We start from the raw sequence: 18251 nt of genomic DNA on the forward strand, positions 1-18251 counted from the left end.
CAACAGATTCTCATCAGCATGGACGGACGGGGCCGGGCGCTGGACAACGTCTTCATCGAACGTTTGTGGCGCACGGTGAAGTACGAAGAGATCTACCTGTACGACCATGCCGATGGGGTGGCGCTGCACCAGGGGCTCGACCGCTACTTCCGGTTTTACAACACCGAGCGCCCCCACAGTGCCCTCGGCGGCAAGACCCCAGAACAGGTCCATCAAACCCACGGCGGAACCACCCACCGCCACTAACCGTTTACAAATTTTCGCCCCCAAACTGTCCAAGGAGTGGGGTCCACCCCAAGGGGCTCGGCTCTTCAAGCGGTCGGTAAACACAGGCCCGCTCACCAGAATTCTGGGGGGCAGTTCTCTCGTCGTAGCATCGGCATACAGGGGGACGATGGGAATGGCCGACGGGAGCGGCGTGGGGTTTGATGAACCCCTGCATGCCGGACCTCGCTGCGCTCTACCGGCCCACGATCCCCCCCCGCGCATCGTCATCGGACCCAGCTTTTGAGGCCCCCGTGCTGTCCACTGAATTAACCCCCCACAAAACCGCGTTACCCCCCACATCGGCACCGTCCCGCCATTTCATACGTCGCCTCCGGCATCCAATCAAACGCGCTGGCCCCCTCCTCATCGCGGCGATTGCCCCAATCGTAGGTGTGGCCCAGCCCTGTCCACGGGGTATGGAGGTGCTTGAAGGGGTCGCCCGTGTTTGACGTTGGCAACGGTCTCGGGGCGGAGGCACTGGTGGGGATTGCAGGTGGTGTCGTCGATCCCGGGTCGCAACGGGGACGGAGAATTGGGGCCAGTTCGACCCACATCTCGACGAACAACGCTTTCGCTCGATTTGGCGCCAATCCCGAGAATTGCCTCGGGCGCAGATCCAACCCGTTGGGGTGGTTTGGGGGTGGCGGCGGATGCCGTTTGGGCAAAACCACTGCGCCGGAGGGGGGCGGTGATCCAGACTGTGGAGGCGGAGTTCCTGGTCAGGACGGGGCGGACGAGCGATCCGACCGCCTCCGGCTGGGCGACCGCGAATCCCAAAACCATCCATCCCAAACGTGCCTTCACAACCACCTCCGTGGGGTCAATCCGTGCCGAGGGCGGGGGGCGATCGCCCCCTCCGACAGCCAGGAAACCGACCTTGGGGGTGGAAGCTAGTGGATTGTTGAGGGGAATGTTGGGGTGAGGGGGGTGGGGAAACGAAGCAAAGACGATGCATCGTCGCGCCGCCCTTCGACAAGATCAGGGCGAGCGAAAAACCGGCGCTCTTACAGGTTTCTTGATTCGTTTCAACCAGTTTTACGCAGTCATTAGTGCTTCGCGCAGCCGGTGGATTTCGTCGCGCAGCTCGGCTGCCCGCTCGAATTCCAGCTCCGCAGCGGCGACGAGCATCTCTTTCTCTTTGGCGTCGATTTGGTGGGCGATCGCCTTGGGATCGGCCAGTTCGGCCCGGTACCGCCCCCCCTTCTCGGCGGCGCGGCTCTCCCCCATCAAATCGGCGACCTGACGCACCACCGTGGTCGGGGTGATGCCGTGGGCTTGGTTGTAGGCGACCTGCTTGGCGCGGCGGCGGTCGGTTTCGCCGATGGCCCGCTCCATCGAGCCAGTGATCCGGTCGGCGTAGAGGATCACCCTTCCTTCGGCATTTCGGGCGGCGCGGCCGATGGTCTGGATCAAGGAGCGCTCCGAACGCAGGAACCCCTCTTTATCGGCATCCAAAATCGCCACCAGCGCCACCTCGGGCAAATCGAGCCCCTCGCGCAGCAGGTTGATCCCCACCAATACATCGAAGGCCCCCAGGCGCAGGTCGCGGATGATCGCCGAACGCTCCACCGTATCGATGTCGGAGTGCAGGTAACGCACCCGTATGCCAAGTTCGGTCATGTATTCGGTCAGATCCTCGGCCATCCGCTTGGTCAAGGTGGTCGCCAGGGTGCGGAAGCCCCTCGCCGTCACCCCCCGCACCTCGTGGATCAAGTCATCGACTTGAAGGGTGACCGGGCGGATGGTGATCTCGGGGTCGATCAACCCGGTGGGGCGGATGACCAGCTCCACCACCGGCTCCTCGGAGTGCTCCAACTCGAAGAGGGCGGGGGTGGCCGAGACGAAGACGGTCTGGGGGCGCAGCCGCTCCCACTCCTCAAACTGCAAGGGGCGGTTGTCGAGGGCCGAGGGGAGGCGAAAGCCGAACTCCACCAGGGTGGTTTTGCGGGAGCGATCCCCTTTGTACATCGCCCCGATCTGGGGGACGGTCACGTGGGATTCGTCGACAAAAAGCAGGGCGTCGTCGGGCAGGTATTCGAACAGGGTTGGCGGCGGCTCCCCCGCCAGCTTGCCGGTCAGGTGGCGGGAGTAGTTCTCGATGCCGTTGCAGTAGCCGACCTCTTGAATCATCTCCAGGTCGTAGCGGGTGCGTTGTTCCAGACGCTGCGCCTCCACCAGTTGGTTGGCCTCGCGCAGCTCTTCCAGCCGTTGTTTCAGCTCGATCTGAATCGTGCCGATGGCCCGCTGCACCTGCTCCTTCTCGGTGACGTAGTGGCTCTTGGGGAAGATCGTGGCCCGGTCGCGCTGCTCGATGGTCCGTCCGGTCAGGGGGTCGAAAACCGTGATGGCGTCGACCTCGTCGCCGAAAAGCTCGACCCGAATGCCATAGTCTTCTTCGTAGATCGGGAAGATGTCGACCACGTCGCCCCGCACCCGAAACCGCCCCTGTTCCAGGGCGATGTCGTTGCGCTCGTATTGCAGCGCCACCAAGCCCCGAGTGAGTTTGTGCAACGACCACTCCTCCCCCACCGCGATGTGCAGCGCCATGCCGACGTAGGTTTCGGGGGAGCCCAAGCCGTAAATGCACGACACCGAGGAGACGATGATCGTGTCGCGCCGCTCGAACAGGGCGCGGGTCGCCGAGTGGCGCATGCGCTCGATCTGCTCGTTGATCGACGAATCCTTCTCGATGAAGGTGTCGGAGCGGGGGATGTAGGCCTCGGGCTGGTAGTAGTCGTAGTAGCTGACGAAATACTCGACCGCGTTGTCGGGGAAGAAGCTCTTGAACTCGTTGTAAAGCTGGGCTGCCAGGGTTTTGTTGGGGGCCATCACCAGGGCGGGGCGTTGCAACTGCGCGATGGCGTGAGCCATGGTGAAGGTCTTGCCCGAGCCGGTCACCCCCAGGACGGTCTTGCCCCGGGCGCCGCCGCGCAGCGCTTCAACCAGTTGAACAATCGCCTGGGGCTGGTCGCCGGAGGGTTCGAAGGGGGCGTGGACTTTGAAGGGGGGCATGGGCCGTGGCGTCTGTCTTTGTATGAAGGGGGGATGGTGGACGCGCTGCGCTTATCCACCCTACCGTGCGCGATCTCCTACCGTCCCAACACCCTGTCGAACAACCCCTTTTTTTCGGGCAACGACGCCGGGGGGCGCCACTCGTCGAGGATCTCGGGTTCGATGCGGGTGAAGAGGTGCCAGGGAGCGACCGGCCCCAGGTTGATGGTGCACGACGAACCGACCTTGCGGGGATGAAAGAGCTTGAGCATCCGTGGCGCGGACCGGTCATCGACGTAAACCATGCCGCACCGCCCCGGATCGGCGGCCCGGATCGCCTCCAGCAACGGCCCCATCTTGGCCTGCGCCTCGGCCCCGCTCAGCGGCCCTTCGATGGTTCGCCCCGCAGGATCGACCCAAAACCAGCCATCCTCGGCCGCCAACGCCGCCGTTACCGCCGGCACGTCGTCCCAGCGCAGCAGGCACGAAAAGGTACCGCGAAAGTGGGTCTCGAAGGGGGTCATGGGGGCTCCTGGGTCGGACACGTCGGGCTCGTCTGACAAAAACCAACCTTACGCCGTCGGGCGGCTCCCCGGTTTGTAGGGGGCCGGGCCGCCCGCTGCACACAGGGGGCAACTGCTCGGGTCGTAAACCGGGATCTCAAGCTGGGCGATGGCGTGGAAGGGACGTCCGCCAAAATCGGCCTTGCCTCCGGAGCGGTCGATGATCGACCCCACCGCCACCACCTTACCCCCCAACCCCTCGACCACCTCGATGGTTTCGCGGGTCGATTTACCGGTGGTCACCACATCCTCGACCAGTAGCACCCGCGCCCCCTGGGGGATGGCAAAACCGCGCCGCAGGGTCATGGCGCCACCCTCACGCTCGGTGAAGAAAGCGGGGGTTTTTAGGGCGCGGCCCACCTCGTGGGCAACAATCACCGCCCCCATGGCGGGGCCGACCACCAGGTCGATCTCGATCCCCCGACGGGTAAAAAGGGCGCCAATCGCCTCACCAATTTGCTCCGCTGCTTCGGGATGGGACAACACCTTGGCCGATTGCAGGTAGCGGGAGGAGTGTTTACCCGAAGAGAGCAAGAAATGCCCCTCCAGCAAAGACTCGTATTGACGATAGAGGTCGAGGAGTTGGGTTTCGGTCATGGAAGAGATACTCGTCGTTAAAGAGATCGAAAACGATTTCACCGGGGACAGCGCCATGTTGGGGCTTTCGGGATTCACGATCAGCCGCTGCTCGGCCATGGCACGCAGCTGCATCGACAGGCCATTGCGAGGGTTGCCGAGGATTCAATCGGCGTAGGCATAAGCCAGCAAACATTCACCCCTCACACTAACCCTCTCCTCTGAGGGGAGAGGGGACTCACGGCAGGGATGTCGCGATGGCGGCTGCAGCCGAAGCGGGATCTTCCGCCCCAGTAATCGGCCGCCCGACCACAATATGACTCGCCCCCCCCTCAATCGCCTGGGGTGGGGTGACGATGCGGGTTTGGTCCCCGGCAGCACTGCCCAGGGGGCGGATGCCGGGAGTGACGATCCAGGCCTGCTGCCCCAGCAGGGTGCGCAACATGGGGGCCTCTTGCCCCGAGGCAACCACCCCATGCAGCCCCGAGTCCAGCGCCAGCTGGGCCAACCGGCGGACGATCTCTTCCGGGCTCCCCCCGATCCCCACCTCGGCGGCGTCGTCCGCCCCCATCGAGGTCAACAACGTCACCGCCACCACCTTCAGATCGCTGCCCGAATCCTGAGCCGCTTGCGCCGCCGCCTTCATCATCGCCCGCCCACCTAGGGCGTGGACGGTGGTCAAATCGGCCCCGAGCTCGGCGGCTTGGCGCACCGCCTGGGCCACGGTGTTGGGGATGTCGTGGAATTTCAGGTCGAGAAACACCTTAAGCCCCAGCGCCTTGAGATCGCGCACGATCTGGGGGCCGTTGGCGACGAACAGCTCCTTGCCGACCTTCACCCAACCGGCAGCAGGGGCGACGGCGCGGGCCAGTTCGATGGCGCGGCTGTAACTCGGGGTATCGAGGGCGACGATCAGGCGGTCATCGGGCAGGGTCATGAAACGGTGGGTCCCGGTTGCAAAGGTAAAGGGGATGGAGCGGTTTTGGTGTTGGCTGGGGCCGCCACGGTGGCGACCGGCAAAGGAGCCGGACCCAGATCGGCCCGTATCTCCTCCATGCTTTCCCACGATCTGCATCGGGGACAGCGCCATTGCACCTCTTGCAGGGTCAAGCCGCATTGGTGGCAACGGTAGCGGGGCTGGCGGGCCAGACGGCTTTCGAGTTCCGAGACCACAAAACGCAAACCGGCCCCCTCTCCCTCCAGGGCGGCGCGGCAACGGCCCAGGGCCAAGAGCAATTCAAGACGATCCGGGAAACGCTGTGACAACTGGGTCAACAGGGGGAGCGCCTCTTCGGGATGCCCCTCCTCCATCTTCCGCTGTGCGATGGCCAAACCGGCGGCGGGGCTGTCGCTGGGCAACTCGCCCAGGTCGATCCCCTCGCGCTCGCGCAGGCGGCGCAAAAACAATCCGGCATGGCGGGGCACCTTGCTCATTCCCTCCATCCAACGGCGGATCGCCCGGTCGAGTCGGTGCTCCGCCGCCTCGGCATCCCCCGCCAGTAGGTAGCCGGCCACCGATTCGGGGTGCCGTTTGATCGCCTGGTTCGCCCCGTCCCGGGCCTCTTTCGACCGCCCCTCTTTGAGTGCATCGCGCCCCTGCATCACCAAAAGATAGGCTTCGACCACATCCAAGGGGGGCCTGACCTGACTGCGGGGCAGGCGACGCATTTGCCCGATCAGCCGCAGTGCCTCGGACCAGTTGCGCTCGGTGATCGTCAGCTCCAGCAGCGCTTCAAGGGCGAAAGGGCGTAGATCGTCGAAGGGGAGCAGGGCCGAATAGGCGTTGCTGGCCCGCTCAAAAAATCCGGCGGCCCGGTAATCCTCGGCCAAGCCGAGCATCGCCTGATGGCGCAGTTCGTCGCCGATATTGTCGCGGAAGAGGATCGATTGGTGCAGACGAATCGCCCGGCCCGTCTCCCCCCGTTGTCGGTAGAGCTCGCCGAGCAGCAGGTAAGTTTCGGCCAGATCGGTGGTGTTTTTGGCCGCCTCGATCAGCGATTCGATGGCTGCGTCGGGTTCGTCGCGCACCAGGTGGTAAATCCCCCGGTTGAAGAGGGTCACCCCCCGTTCGGCGCGGCGGTGATCGCCCCCATCCCCCTCGCCGCGCAGCCCCGAGCGGTACCCAGCGATGCCGCCCAGCGCAATGCCGAGCAACAAAGCCAGGGCGATCCAGGTACCCGAGGCGATCATGGGATGGGCCGGGAGGCCCTACTCCAAATCCTGTTCGAGGGGAAGATTGCGCAGCCGCTCCAGCTCTTTGGTCATGGAGAGGTTGTCCCGCTTCATCTTCAGGTAGCGCAGACGCAGGCGCAGCACCGGAGACAGGGAGAGCAGCACGGCGAAGAGCATGCCGACGATGAAGACGGTCAGCAGCACCATGTACAGCGGCAGGGGGCCAACCTCCACCCCAAAGTAGTAGTGAAGGGTCACCTCCTCCATGTTCTGGGTGGCCAGGGTCAGCCCCACCAGGAACAGAAGGACCAGCGCGATGAAGTTGAGGGCGAACCTCATATCCGTACCTCCCTACCGAACGGGGGTGCGGCTGGGGGTATCAACCCTCCACCCGCTCCCGCAGCGCCTTGCCGGGCTTGAAGAAGGGGGCCAACTTGGAGGGGACCTCAACCTGCTCCCCGGTCTTGGGGTTGCGACCCTGGCGGGCATCGCGCTCCTTCACCCCGAAGGTGCCAAACCCGCGCAGCTCGATGCGGCGGCGGTTTTTCATCGCCTCAACCATGATGTCGAACATCAGGTTGACAATATGCTCGACCTCTTTGCGGCTCAGGTTTTCGACCTGGTCGGCCACTTCGGCGATCAATTCGGACTTCGTCATCGAAACACCCCCACTCAAACGGTGCCTTCAGGCACCTTTTATAGAATCGAAATTGGGCGGGACAACAGCATCAACCGCCGACAGCACCGGGCCAAGCGGCGTACCAACCCGAGGGGATCCACGTGGATTCGGGCAACAGATCGCCCGCTGCCGATTCCATCCATCGGGCCAACAACGGCTTGCGTTCCTCGTGCAGCACCAGATCGAGACCCTCGTCCCAACCCTGCTGCGCAATCAGCCAGGCCTTGGCTTGGAGCATTCCGCCCAGTTCGTCGACCAAACCGGCCTCCTTGGCCTGGGATCCGATCAGGATCCGGCCATCGGCCAAAGGACGCAGCGCCTCGGGATCGAGGTGGCGGTCGCGGGCAACTTGTTGAATGAAATCTTCGTGAATGGTGTGGGCCACCCCTTCAAGGTAGGCCCGTTCATCGGGATTCATCGGACGGAAGGGGGAGCCGGCATCCTTCATGGTTCCGGCGGTAATCACGTTCGAGGTGATCCCGATTTTTTCCATCAACTTCGAAACATCGGAAAGGATCATGATGACCCCGATCGACCCGGTCATCGTCGCCGGTTGGGCAAAGATATGGGGGGCGGGGGCGGCGATCATCAAGCCGCCCGAAGCTGCCATGTTCCCCATGGAGACGACCCACGGTTTCTTGAAGGAGGCCAACCGGTCTCGCATCTCTTGGGATGCGGCAACCCCGCCACCGGGAGAATCGATCCGCAGCACCATTCCCATGACTTGGTCATCATCCTCGATTTCCCGAAGCCGGTACAGCCAGGGCTCGGCATCGGTGATCATCCCATTGCATGTCACCAGGGCGATGTGCGGCTTGCTCTCCGGTCCCCCTTGCGAGCCCAGCCACCACAGCACCCCCACCACCAGGACGATCAACCACCACCGTTTGCGCATTGTTTTCCCTGTTGTTGAACCATGAAAAAGGGCGGGGCGAACCTGCTGCCCCGCCCTTCTTTTGTTGCTTAGCTGTTCAGCGAACCCTTACTCGGCATCGCTTTCGGCAGACTTCTGAGCCAGTTTCTCCTTGATGAGGTCACCGAGGTTGGTGGCCGCCGAGGAGGAATCGGCTTTGTACTGATCCAGGACCTGACGCTCCTCGTCCTTCTCCTTCTGCTTGATGGAGAGGGCGATGCGACGGGTCTTGCGATCAACTTGGGTGATCTTGGCGGTGATCGACTCACCCACCTTGGCCACGGTGCGGGGATCCTCGATCCGCTCGACCGCCAGCTCGGAGATGCGGATGAAACCTTCGATCCCATCCTCAAGCTCGACCACCACGCCACCGTCGTTGATCTCTTTCACGGTGCCGGTGATGACGTCACCCTTCTTGTGGGTGGCGAAGAAGGTCTCCCAAGGATCGGCACTGAGCTGCTTGATACCCAAGGAAATCCGCTCTTGCTGAGGCTTAACCTGCAACACGACCGCCTCGATCTCCTGACCGACCTCGAACTTCTTGATGGCCTCTTCGCCCTCTTCGTCCCACGACAGGTCGGTGATGTGCACCAGGCCGTCGAGATCGTCGTTCAGGCCCACGAACAAACCGAAGTCGGTGATGTTCTTGATGGGGCCCTTGATCCGGGTCCCTTCGGGGTACTCGGCGGCAAAGACCTCCCAGGGATTCTGCTGAATCTGCTTCATACCCAGGGAGATACGGCGACGCTCGACGTCGATGTTGAGAACAGTGACCTCGACCTCGTCGCCCTTCTTGTAAACCTTGCGGGGATCGAGGTTTTTCTTGGTCCAGCTCATCTCGGAGACGTGGACCAGACCCTCGATACCATCCTCGATTTCGACGAAGACGCCGTAATCGGTGACGTTGGTAATTTGGCCCTGGAAGCGACCGGCCACAGGGTAGCGGCGGTCCAGGTTCTCCCAAGGATCGGACTGAAGCTGCTTCAGACCCAACGAGATGCGCTCGCGCTCGGGATCCCAGGCCAGGATCTTGACGTTGATGAGATCGCCGGGGGAGACCACTTCGCGGGGGTGTTTGATGCGCTTCCAGCTCATGTCGGTCATGTGCAGCAGACCGTCCATGCCACCGATGTCGACGAACGCGCCGTAGTCGGTGATGTTCTTGACCTCACCCTCGAACACCGCCCCCTCTTCGAGGTGGGTCAGCAGCTCTTCGCGGGCCTTGCCACGCTCGCGTTCGAGCAGCGCCTTGCGGGAGACCACCAGGTTGTTGCGGCGGCGGTCCATCTTGATGATCTCGAACCAGGACTCCTCGCCGATGAGGCGGGTGAGATCCCGGACGGGACGGACATCGACGAGCGAACCGGGCAGGAAGGCGCGGATGTCCATAACCGAGACCGACAAACCACCCTTAACCTGCTCGGTGATCTTGCCGGTGACCGCTTCGCCAGCCTCGAATTTGGCTTCGAGGATCTTCCAGTTGGCGGCGCGGATCGCCTTGCGACGCGACAGCTTGATCTCGTCGTGAGGCCCGGTACCACGGTCGACCACCACCTCGACGGTATCGCCGACACCAACCGTCAGATTGCCTTGATCGTCGGTCAGCTCGTTGGTGGGGACGATCCCCTCGGTCTTAGCGCCGATATCCAGGATGATATCGTCGCCATCCACCTTCACCACGGTGCCGGTGACCAGATCTCCGACTTGATAGAGCCCCTGCGAGGCCCCCTCGCCGGTGAGCGATTCTTCCAGCAGCTTGGCGAATTCGTTGGCTTCTTCGTCGTTGGCGAAGAATTCCGCCTCGAAGTCTTCAAAGTCTTCGAAGCCGGTGGATTGATTGTGTTGCTTGGGCATGAAACAGGTACCCCCTGAAATGGAATGTGCGGGCCATAAGGCCATCGCGGCGTCGATGAATCCGGCGGCGGGTAACCCACCGCCTCCGGAACCACCTATCTTCAACCCCCGACGAACGGAGGAATTACTGCAATTTGGCGAGCTGATCCTGGACCTGCCGTGCTTGCTCCTCGGCGCTGGTGCGCAGGTCGTCGACCGTATCGCCCCCCAGGGCGCGCAAGCGGACAACCACCTCGTCGATCAACCAATCGGGGGTCGAGGCCCCCGCCGTCACCCCCACCGAGTCGACCTGCGCAAACCAAGCCGAATCGATCTCGTCGGCGGTTTCGATGTGGTGGGTGTTGGGCTGCACCTCGGCGCAAATCTGGGCCAACTTGCGGGTATTGGAGGAGTTCTTCCCCCCCACCACCAGCATGGCGTCCACCGTCGCCGCCTGAACCCGGGCATCGCTCTGCTTAATCTCGGTCGCATCGCAGATGGTGTTGATGACCGTCAGCTCGTTGCAGCGGTCGAGCAACTGGCAGATCACCTCTTTGAAGCGGTCGGGCCGCATGGTCGTCTGCGCCACCACCCCGATTTTTCGGGTCTGGACCGGAATCCCCTCCAGATCGTCGCGCCCCGACATCACCTTATGGGGTCCCACGATGTGGCTGACGATCCCCACCACCTCGGGATGGCTGGCATCCCCCACCACCACCACGAAGCAGCCCTCTTTGGAGAGTCGCGCCACCGCGTTTTGGACCCGCGTCACGAAGGGGCAGGTAGCATCAACCACATCGAGCCCAAGATCTTTGGCCCCTTGCTTGATTTGCTTGGGGACGCCGTGGGAACGGATCACCACCGTGCCGCCGGGAACCTGATCGAGCCGGTCCACCGGCACCACGCCAACCTGCATCAATTTTTGAATGGTCGGGGGATTGTGAATCAGGGGGCCCAAGGTGTGGATGGCCTGCCCACCGGCTTGGCCAGCGGCCTCGAAGGCCTGTTCGATGGCGAGTTTGACTCCAAAACAAAAGCCCGCTTCGCGGGCGATGACGACATGCATGTTGTTCGACCTACCGTTCCAACCGAGCAACCACCTGCTCGACCACCTGGGAAATCGTCAGGTCCGAGGTGTCGATCTCGAAGGCATCCTCGGCAGCCCGTAAAGGGGCAATCTCACGTTGGGCATCGCGGCGGTCCCGCTCGGCCAGATCTGCGATAATGCTTTGTAAACTAACATCATTTCCCGAGGCGGACAACTGTCGCCAGCGCCTCTCCCCCCGAATTTCGGGGCTTGCGGTGAGATAAATTTTGCAACTGGCGGAAGGAAAAACGACGCTGCCGATGTCGCGCCCGTCCATCACCAAACCCGGCGCACGGGCCTGCTGGTGTTGAAAATCGAGCAGCACCTGCCGCACACCGGGGATCGCCCCGACCCGGCTGGCCATTTGACCGGCCTGAGCACTTTGAATGTCGGTGGTGATTTCCCGGTCGCCGATGAAGACGTGAAACTCGCGGTCAAGCCCTAAAATTCCACGCAATCCAAGGTTTTGCGCCAGCTTCGTCACTTGCTCCGGATGCCCCTCGGGATCGAGTCCCTGTTCGGCTGCCAGCAAACCCACCGCCCGATACAACACCCCGGAATCGAAGTAGTGCCACTTGAGCCGCTGGGCGACCAAGCGGGCGACCGTCCCCTTGCCGGTTCCGGCGGGGCCGTCAATGGCGAGTACCGGCACCTTATTCATCGAACCCCTCAAGATGCCCCCCCACCGCCCGTAATAACCCCTCGAATGAGGGGAAGGAGGTGGCGACGTTGGCCACGTCGCGGATGGTGACCGCGCCACGGGCAACCTGGGCCAACACCGCAAAACTCATGGCGATGCGGTGATCGCCGTGGGAGTCGACCGTACCGCCGCTGGGATGTCCGCCGTGGATGATCGCCCCGTCGGGCAGCTCCTCGACTTGAATGCCCAGGTGTCTGAGTCCTTTGGCCATGGCGGCGATGCGGTCGCTCTCTTTCACCCGCAACTCTTCGGCCCCACGCACGGTAGTGACCCCCTCGGCAGCGGCGGCCAAGGCAAACAGCATGGGGAATTCGTCGATGGCCAGCGGGACCGCCTCGGGGGGAACCTCGATGCCGCGCAGCTGGGCATGGCGAATGCGCAGATCGGCGACCGGCTCCCCCCCCTCTTCGCGGCGGTTGAGCAGCTCAATCTTGCCCCCCATGGCGCGCAGCAGATCGAGAAATCCGGTCCGGGTCGGATTAACCCCCACCCCGATCAGCGTCAAATCGGAGCCGGGAACCAAGGTGGCGGCGGCCATGAAGAAGGCAGCAGACGAAAAATCGCCAGGGACGGCAATGGTTTCAGGATTGCGCAGCGTCGCGCCGGGATTCAGGGTCAGGGAGCGTTCGTCCCCCTCGATGTTGGCCCCCATCGCTTTGAGCATCCGCTGCGTGTGGTCGCGGGCAGGGCCAGGAAGGGTCACCGTCACCTGCGATTGCGCCCGCAAACCGGCCAGGGCCAGGCAACTGAGCACCTGAGCCGAGGCGATGTTGAGGTCGAATTGCCCCCCTTCGAGCGCCCGGCCTCGAATCGCCAGGGGGGCCAGTTTGCCCCCGTCGCGCCCATCGATGCTCGCCCCCATGCTGCGCAACGGCTCGACCACCCGCCCCATCGGACGGCGGCGCAGGTAGGGATCACCGGTCAAGACCGTAAACATACCGGGGGTACCGGCGAACAGCCCGGTCATCAACCGCATCGAGGTGCCGGAGTTGCCCAAGTCGATCACGTCGCCCGGCTCCCGCCACGCCTCGAACCCCCGGCCATGCACCGTCACCACGTCGTCGGAGCCGTCGACGATCCCGACCCCCAGGGCAGACATCGCCTTCCAGGTCGAAAGAACATCCTCACCACGCAGCAGCCCGCCGATCCTCACATCCCCATGACCAAACGCGGAGAACATCAGGGCACGATGGGAGATCGACTTGTCGCCGGGGACCGACACCTCCCCTTCAAGGGGGGCGCGGGTGGGAGAGACCTGCCAAGAACGAGAAATGGAGTGGTGGGCCATGAAGATCTTTATTCGGAGGAGCCGAGAAAACCGCGGCGACGCACCAGGCTGTCCCGGGTCACCTTGGCTTTGACGAAGGTTTGTTCCAGAGCATCGGCATCACCCCGGTCGACCGCCTGACGCACCTCGCCGAGCACAGTGGTGAAGCGATCGATCATCTCGACCACCGACTCGCCGTTGGCCAGACAGATGTCGCGCCACATGGGGGGATTAGAGGAGGCGATGCGGGTGAAGTCGCGAAAGCCGCCCGCCGCAAAACGAAAGAGGTCACCCCCCTCCCCGTCGTTCATGCGGCGCAGCGCCTCGACCAACGAAAAGGCAATCACGTGGGGCAAATGGCTGGTCGCCCCCAGGATGCGGTCGTGCAGGGCCGCCTCCATGGTTTCGACCTGCCCCCCCACCGCCTCCCACATTGCGGTAACCAGCGCCTGGGCGCCGCCGTCGCTGTGGGGGGTGGGGGTCAGGATGATGCGGGCGCCCCGGAAGAGTTCGGGGAACGAGGCAGCCACGCCGCTGTGTTCGGTTCCGGCAATGGGGTGACCGCCGATCAGGCGGATCCCCGCCGCCAAGGCGGGCTCCTCTAGCGCAGTGAGGATCACCCCTTTCACCGAACCGACATCGGTCAATACCGCACCCGCATCCATCGCGGCGATACAGGCCAAACCGACCCGCTCCATTGGGCCGACCGGGGTGGCCAAAACGACCACATCGGCGCCGAGAACCCCCTCTTCCACCGTCGCCTCACCCCGATCAATCACCCCCAGTTGTAGCGCCAACGCCCGCTCGGCGGTATTGGGTTCGATCCCAACCACCTCACCGGCAAAGCCGCTTTGTTTTAGGGCACGGGCCAGAGAGCCGCCAATCAGGCCGACCCCCACCACCGCTACGCGATTGACGAATCCGGGCAAGGTCGTCGGCTCAGTTCTTGGGATGGGCGATGGTGCGGCCCACCGCGGCTGCCATAACGTCGAGATCCTTCATCAAGGTGCGGAAGATCTCGGGGGTCAACGCCTGGTCGCCGTCGCACATCGCTTCGCAGGGGTTGTGGTGGACCTCGATGAGCAACCCGTCGGCCCCCGCCGCCACCGCCGCTTTAGCCATGGTCGGGATGTGCCGGGCGATCCCCACCGCATGGGAGGGATCGACGATGACCGGCAAATGGGTCAGCTCTTTCAAGACCGGAATGGCCGACAGATCGAGGGTGTTGCGGGTCGCGGTCTCGTAGGTGCGGATGCCGCGTTCGGCCAGAATGATGTTGAGGTTGCCCTCAGAGGCGATGTACTCGGCGCTCATCAGCCATTCTTTAATGGTGGCCGCCATGCCGCGCTTGAGGATCACCGGTTTGCCGAGCTTCCCCACCTCTTTCAGAAGCTGGAAGTTCTGCATGTTCCGGGTGCCAATCTGGATGACGTCGACGTTCTCTTCGACGAAGTAGTTGATGTCGCGAACGTCCATCAACTCGGTGACCACCGGCAGGCCATGGGTGTGGCTGGCGCGGGAGAGGTAGGTCAAACCGATGGGGCCCAAACCTTGGAAGGTGTAGGGGGAGGTACGGGGCTTGAAGGCGCCGCCGCGCATCATGGTGGCCCCGGCGCTGCGGACGATCTCGGCGGTGACATCGAGCTGCTCTTCGGACTCGACCGAGCAAGGACCGGCGATTACTTGGATGGCGTTGCCGCCGATGGTCAGGTCGCGCACCTTGATGACGGTGTCTTCTTTACGAAAATCGCGGGAGACCAGCTTGTAGGGCTTGAGGATCGGGGTGACCGACTCGACACCGGGATGGGCCAGGATCGACCCCTCGTCGACACCGCGCTCGTCGCCGATCACACCGATGATGGTGCGCTCGGTCCCTTGCGAAACGTGGGGGGTGAAACCCTCATGGCGCAGGTGCCCCAACAAACGATCCAAATCCTCCGGCGCGGCGCCGGGACGCATTACGATGACCATGCTCTCATTCTCCAAAACGTTCGAACCTTATTGAAATCAATCTGTAGCAAGCGCTTGCGCAAGTGCCGCAATCGCCCGTTCGTTTTCCTCTTGCAAACCGATGCTCATCCGCAGGTGGTTGGGCATGTCGTAGGGAACCAGCCCCCGCACGATCACCCCCTGACGCAGCATCGCCTGTTCGATGGCCCCAGCTGGACGTTTCAGGTCGAGGGTGAGGAAATTCCCCTCGCCGGGGATCCAGTCGATCGCCATCTGCCGCAACCGTTCCTGCAAAAAAAGCCGCCCCTGCCGATTGACGTGGCGCACCCGTTCTAAAAAGGGCTCATCCCCCAAGGCGGCGATGGCGGCCTCTTGCGCCAGCAGGTTGACGTTGAAGGGATCGCGCACCGTGTTGAGCGCTTGGATCACCTCGGGATCGGCGATCATGTAGCCGATCCGCATCCCCGCCAAACCGTAAGCCTTTGAAAAGGTTCGGGTCACCACCAGATTCGAAAACCGCCGCCGCAACTCGACTCCGTCGCCCCCCATGGGTGAGGTGATGTATTCGACGTAGGCCTCGTCGAGCACCACCAACACATGGGAGGGAATCCGCTTAAGAAAGCGGACCAGATCCTCGCCATTGTGGTAGGTGCCGGTGGGGTTGTTGGGGTTGGCGACGAAGACGATGCGGGTGTTGTGGTCGACCGCCTCGGCCATCGCTTGCAGATCGTGGCTGTAGTTCAGATCGGCCACTTCGCGCAGCTCACCCCCCGCCATGTGGGTTGCCAGTTTGTAGACGATGAACCCGTAGCGGCTGGCCACCGCATTGGTCCCCGCTTCGAGGTAGGTGCGGGCGATCAAGGTAAGCAGCTCGTTGGAGCCGCTACCGACGGCCACCTCCTCATCGCCGACCCCGTAACGCTGGGCCAACCGCCGACGCAGGCGAAAGCTCCCCCCGTCGGGATAGCGGTGGATCGTTCCGGCGGCGCTGGTCAGGGCGACGATGGCGCGGGGGCTGGGACCAAGGGGGTTTTCGTTGGAGGCCAGTTTCACCGCACCGACGATCCCGAATTCTCGCTCCAGCTCCTCGACCGGCTTGCCCGGCTGATAGGGGGCCAGCCCCGCCAGATGGCGAGCAGTGGGAAAGCGGCTCACCCCTCCCCCCCTTCGCCGCGCAGCGCCATCGGGTAGCTGCCCAGCACCTTAATCATCACCCCCATCGTCTCCAGTTCGGCCAAGGCGGCGCGCACCGTTGCCTCCCCTTGATGACCAATCAGATCGACGAAGAAGTGGTACTGCCACATCTGCTGCCGGGTGGGGCGCGATTCGATGCGGGTCAGGTTGAGTCCACGGTTGTTGAAGGGGGCGAGCATGTCGAACAGGGCGCCGGGCCGATCGGGGGCCGAAAGCAGCAGACTGGTCTTGTCACGCCCACCTCCCGCCGGGGGTGTGGTGTGACGGCCGATGACCAAAAAGCGGGTGGTGTTGTCGGGGTGATCCTCGATGTGTTCGGCCAACACGTCGAGCCCGTAGACCTCGGCCGATTGCAGCGGCGCGATGGCGGCGGCCCCCTCTTCTTGGGCGGCGCGGGCCGCCGCCTCGGTGGTCGAGGCGACCTCGATACGCTGGATTTCGGGCAAGGTGTTGTTCAGCCACGAATTGCACTGCAAGAAGGGCTGATAGTGGGAATAGATCTTCTTTACCCCGGCCAGATCGCCCTTGCCGAGCAGGTATTGGGCGATGGGGAGGTTGATCTCGGCCACGATCTTGAGGGGCGAGCGGGAGAAGCTATCGAGGGTGTGGATGACCATCCCCTCGAAGGCGTTCTCAACCGGAACGACCCCGTAATCGGCGCAGGCGGTCTCGACCTCGCGGAAGACCTCGGGGATGGTGCGCACCGGTCGATACTGCACCGAGCCGCCGAACTGTTTGAGCGCCGCCTGATGGGTGAAGGTGGTGGCGGGGCCGAGGAAGGCGACCTCAAGGGGGCGCTCCAGGGCGATGGAGGCGCTGATGATCTCGCGGAAAACCCGCTCGACGCTCTCCCAGGGGAAAGGGCCACGATCCATCCCCTTGAGCCGCTCCATGATGGCGACTTCGCGGGCGGGGACAAAGAAGGGGCGGTCGCTCTCTTGTTTGAGCTCCCCCACTTTTTGCACCAAACGGCCCCGCTGCGCCAACAACGCCAAAATCTGGTCGTCGATGCTGTCGATGCCCTGGCGTAAATCGCTCAAGGCTTCGGTCATGGGGGTGGTGGGATGGGGATCGGTCAAGGGGGGCGGGTCCGGTGGGGCGAACAACCAAGGAATTCAAATGGGTTTAAGGTGCGGGAGGCTACGCAAGACGCCCCCCGTTTGCAACCTAAGGGGCTTGTTTTTTCTGCATTTTCAGGGGGCCAAACCTGGCCCCCACGGGGGCGATCCCCAGCTCAAGATGGACCCGGTCGTAAGCTCAGTTGCTTTCGACCAGATCCATTCGGCTGCTGTAAGTGTGGTGGCGCGACCGTTCGATGAGGAAGGAACTCAAGGAACGGTAGAGCTGGCCGATGGGGGAGATGCGATTGATAAAACCGGCGACCTCCACGATGGAGGCGTCGCTTTCGGTCAGGTTGTACTGACGCACCAAACCGAATTTCACATGGGGATCGTAATACCACACCGAGGTGGTGTGGCTCTCAACCCCAGGCAGCGCCACGCTTTGGCGAAAGACGACCACCTTGTCGACGGTGGTGCTCCCCTGCCGGGTCGTCACCGTCTCGGGGACCGACAGGGCTGTAAAGGGGTTTTCGGCCAGGTAGCCGTAGTCGTTTGGTCCGGCCAACATCATCGGGACGGTGGCGCCGGTCTTGGCGTTGTGCATGAAGGCCTGAATCACACTCCCGTCGCGGCGGACCTGAGAATGAAACGAAACGTCGCGCATCGCGGCGATGATCGCGGGGGTCTTGGGGAAGGTGGTTTGCAGCTCCACCCGGTCGCCATCGACCGCCACCACCTCCCGCCTCATCTGATAGCTCCCCTCCTCGTTTTCGTAGAGGGCGTAATCGCCGGGCTGAGGGTTGGCATGCAGGAAGATCCGATTGGGGGCCTTGACCTCACCCATCGCTTGACGCACGACGGTGGCGCATCCACCAACGGCGAGCAGCGCCAACCCCATCCCGAGCAACTCAAGCCAGCGGCGATACCAGGGGGGCAGCGGCATAGAGACCTCGATTCAGTTCGATGAACGCCCCCCCACGGGGGTGGCCAACGCTTTT

17 protein-coding genes and 1 pseudogene are annotated in these 18251 nt (G+C 63.3%); 1 reads left to right on the plus strand and 17 read right to left on the minus strand.

Annotated features, from left to right (window positions below):
• A pseudogene (locus AUJ55_04340) lies at positions 1 to 246 on the plus strand (hypothetical protein).
• Positions 247 to 1302: 1056 nt separating this feature from the next.
• Here AUJ55_04340 and AUJ55_04345 read toward each other — a convergent pair.
• The 17 genes from AUJ55_04345 to AUJ55_04425 all read right to left on the minus strand — a co-directional run bounded on the left by AUJ55_04345 (position 1303) and on the right by AUJ55_04425 (position 18196).
• Positions 1303 to 3279: an excinuclease ABC subunit B gene (locus AUJ55_04345; GenBank protein OIO58898.1), complete on the minus strand. Its 1977-nt coding sequence runs from the start codon at positions 3277 to 3279 to the stop codon at positions 1303 to 1305.
• A 77-nt stretch (positions 3280 to 3356) separates the two neighbouring features.
• Positions 3357 to 3782 carry a hypothetical protein gene (locus tag AUJ55_04350; protein ID OIO58899.1) on the minus strand — a complete coding sequence of 142 codons (426 nt, stop codon included), beginning with the start codon at positions 3780 to 3782 and terminating at the stop codon, positions 3357 to 3359.
• 48 nt (positions 3783 to 3830) lie between these two features.
• Positions 3831 to 4475 (minus strand): orotate phosphoribosyltransferase, encoded by a 645-nt coding sequence (locus AUJ55_04355; protein ID OIO58916.1) that lies wholly within the window; start codon positions 4473 to 4475, stop codon positions 3831 to 3833.
• 160 nt (positions 4476 to 4635) lie between these two features.
• Positions 4636 to 5334, minus strand: a complete 699-nt coding sequence (locus AUJ55_04360; protein ID OIO58900.1) for an orotidine 5'-phosphate decarboxylase — start codon at positions 5332 to 5334, stop codon at positions 4636 to 4638.
• Positions 5331 to 6587: a hypothetical protein gene (locus AUJ55_04365; GenBank protein OIO58901.1), complete on the minus strand. Its 1257-nt coding sequence runs from the start codon at positions 6585 to 6587 to the stop codon at positions 5331 to 5333. The genes AUJ55_04360 and AUJ55_04365 overlap by 4 nt, the downstream gene beginning before the upstream one ends.
• Before the next feature lie 18 nt (positions 6588 to 6605).
• On the minus strand, positions 6606 to 6908 hold the full coding sequence (locus tag AUJ55_04370) for a hypothetical protein (protein ID OIO58902.1): 303 nt from the start codon (positions 6906 to 6908) through the stop codon (positions 6606 to 6608).
• A 40-nt stretch (positions 6909 to 6948) separates the two neighbouring features.
• Positions 6949 to 7227, minus strand: coding sequence for an integration host factor subunit beta (locus AUJ55_04375; GenBank protein OIO58903.1), 279 nt, complete (start codon positions 7225 to 7227; stop codon positions 6949 to 6951).
• Between the two features lie 70 nt (positions 7228 to 7297).
• Complete coding sequence (locus tag AUJ55_04380; protein OIO58904.1) at positions 7298 to 8143, minus strand: hypothetical protein; 846 nt, start codon at positions 8141 to 8143, stop codon at positions 7298 to 7300.
• A gap of 87 nt (positions 8144 to 8230) precedes the next feature.
• The gene (locus tag AUJ55_04385; GenBank protein ID OIO58917.1) at positions 8231 to 9916 is read right to left on the minus strand and encodes a 30S ribosomal protein S1; all 1686 of its coding nucleotides are present in this window, start codon (positions 9914 to 9916) and stop codon (positions 8231 to 8233) included.
• A 223-nt stretch (positions 9917 to 10139) separates the two neighbouring features.
• Positions 10140 to 11060: a 4-hydroxy-3-methylbut-2-enyl diphosphate reductase gene (locus AUJ55_04390; GenBank protein OIO58905.1), complete on the minus strand. Its 921-nt coding sequence runs from the start codon at positions 11058 to 11060 to the stop codon at positions 10140 to 10142.
• A 10-nt stretch (positions 11061 to 11070) separates the two neighbouring features.
• Positions 11071 to 11742: a cytidylate kinase gene (locus AUJ55_04395; protein ID OIO58906.1), complete on the minus strand. Its 672-nt coding sequence runs from the start codon at positions 11740 to 11742 to the stop codon at positions 11071 to 11073.
• The gene (locus AUJ55_04400) at positions 11735 to 13069 is read right to left on the minus strand and encodes a 3-phosphoshikimate 1-carboxyvinyltransferase (GenBank protein ID OIO58907.1); all 1335 of its coding nucleotides are present in this window, start codon (positions 13067 to 13069) and stop codon (positions 11735 to 11737) included. The genes AUJ55_04395 and AUJ55_04400 overlap by 8 nt, the downstream gene beginning before the upstream one ends.
• 8 nt (positions 13070 to 13077) lie before the next feature.
• Positions 13078 to 13977: a hypothetical protein gene (locus AUJ55_04405; GenBank protein OIO58908.1), complete on the minus strand. Its 900-nt coding sequence runs from the start codon at positions 13975 to 13977 to the stop codon at positions 13078 to 13080.
• 10 nt (positions 13978 to 13987) lie between these two features.
• Positions 13988 to 15019, minus strand: coding sequence for a 3-deoxy-7-phosphoheptulonate synthase (locus AUJ55_04410; protein ID OIO58909.1), 1032 nt, complete (start codon positions 15017 to 15019; stop codon positions 13988 to 13990).
• Between the two features lie 36 nt (positions 15020 to 15055).
• Positions 15056 to 16153 carry a histidinol-phosphate transaminase gene (locus AUJ55_04415; GenBank protein ID OIO58910.1) on the minus strand — a complete coding sequence of 366 codons (1098 nt, stop codon included), beginning with the start codon at positions 16151 to 16153 and terminating at the stop codon, positions 15056 to 15058.
• Complete coding sequence (locus AUJ55_04420; protein ID OIO58918.1) at positions 16150 to 17244, minus strand: chorismate mutase; 1095 nt, start codon at positions 17242 to 17244, stop codon at positions 16150 to 16152. The genes AUJ55_04415 and AUJ55_04420 overlap by 4 nt, the downstream gene beginning before the upstream one ends.
• A 205-nt stretch (positions 17245 to 17449) precedes the next feature.
• Positions 17450 to 18196: a hypothetical protein gene (locus AUJ55_04425; GenBank protein OIO58911.1), complete on the minus strand. Its 747-nt coding sequence runs from the start codon at positions 18194 to 18196 to the stop codon at positions 17450 to 17452.
• Positions 18197 to 18251: the final 55 nt, after the last annotated feature.

The sequence above is a fragment of the Proteobacteria bacterium CG1_02_64_396 genome (assembly GCA_001872725.1).
Taxonomy (GTDB): domain Bacteria; phylum Pseudomonadota; class MNWR01; order CG1-02-64-396; family CG1-02-64-396; genus CG1-02-64-396.